1 protein-coding gene is annotated in these 988 nt (G+C 45.5%); it reads left to right on the plus strand.

Annotation, left to right across the window (positions count from 1 at the left end; genetic code table 11):
• Nucleotides 1-20: 20 nt before the first annotated feature.
• Nucleotides 21-988: hypothetical protein (locus A3751_RS18640; protein ID WP_156492618.1), on the plus strand; the 968-nt coding region annotated here is incomplete at its 3' end.

Raw genomic sequence — 988 nt, forward strand, 5'->3', positions numbered from 1 at the left:
GCACATGCTACGCGAGCTGGTTGTTTAGTAAACGTCCTGGCATCGTTGCATCAAGTGAGAATTCATCGTCATCTAAGGTGGCGCTCTCCGACTCAGAGTTATCGCTCGTTTATCTAATGGATGGAACAAGCGGGGACTACCTAGAGCCCATTCCCAATACCTTATTGAACGGTATCGTGACTAGCATGGCGTTCGGTGCGGAACCGGGCTCCGATAATACGCTTTATGTTGGCTTTGATGATGGTTTGGTTCGAGAGTACGATCTATCAGGAGCGACGCCTGCGTTCGTTAATGCGTTCACTTTACCTTCTGGCGAACCAGTAACCGCTGTTCTAGATCAGGGTTCTTACCTGATTGTAGAAAGCAACGATATTGGCGGAACATACACTCAGCATTTCTTTAATAAGACGAGCTATTCTCTTGAGTCGTCGTTAGTCGGTACCGTTTCAATTTCAAATGGTGTTTGGGATGATCCGGCAGTAAAGAGCAAGCTGTGGGTTTTAGAAGATCCAATTGTTTTTTCTGCTTATGAATTCCGCAATCCATCGTCAGCTTCGAGTCAAGTATCCCCACAAAATCTCAATCCAGATGGGTTAGATTTAGATGGCCCATTACTTGTGGATAACTCTCTTAGCAATAAAAGAATCCGTTTTGGGTCTGGTCACATCTATCTGCCTGCTACATCGCAATTCCTAGCAGCTAATGCAGAGAGTGAGCTTAAGTTCACTCAGGCGCTTCAAGTAGGCAGTACGGATCTGCAAACAGTTACCACTAATCGCCAACAGCAATTAGTCATAAAGTTTATTCCTGACCCGAACGCACCGAACGATTATTGGTCTTACACGCGAGATGGATTTGTACAGAACCCGATTGTTCTTATTGCCGCACAAGAAGATGCAGCGTTATTAAGCGCATATGATGATCCAAGTTCACCATCCACAGGCTACATAAAATTTTCGCGCTTCCAGGTCGGAGACAGTGATAGCGA

The sequence above is a fragment of the Oleiphilus sp. HI0080 genome, from assembly GCF_001635135.1.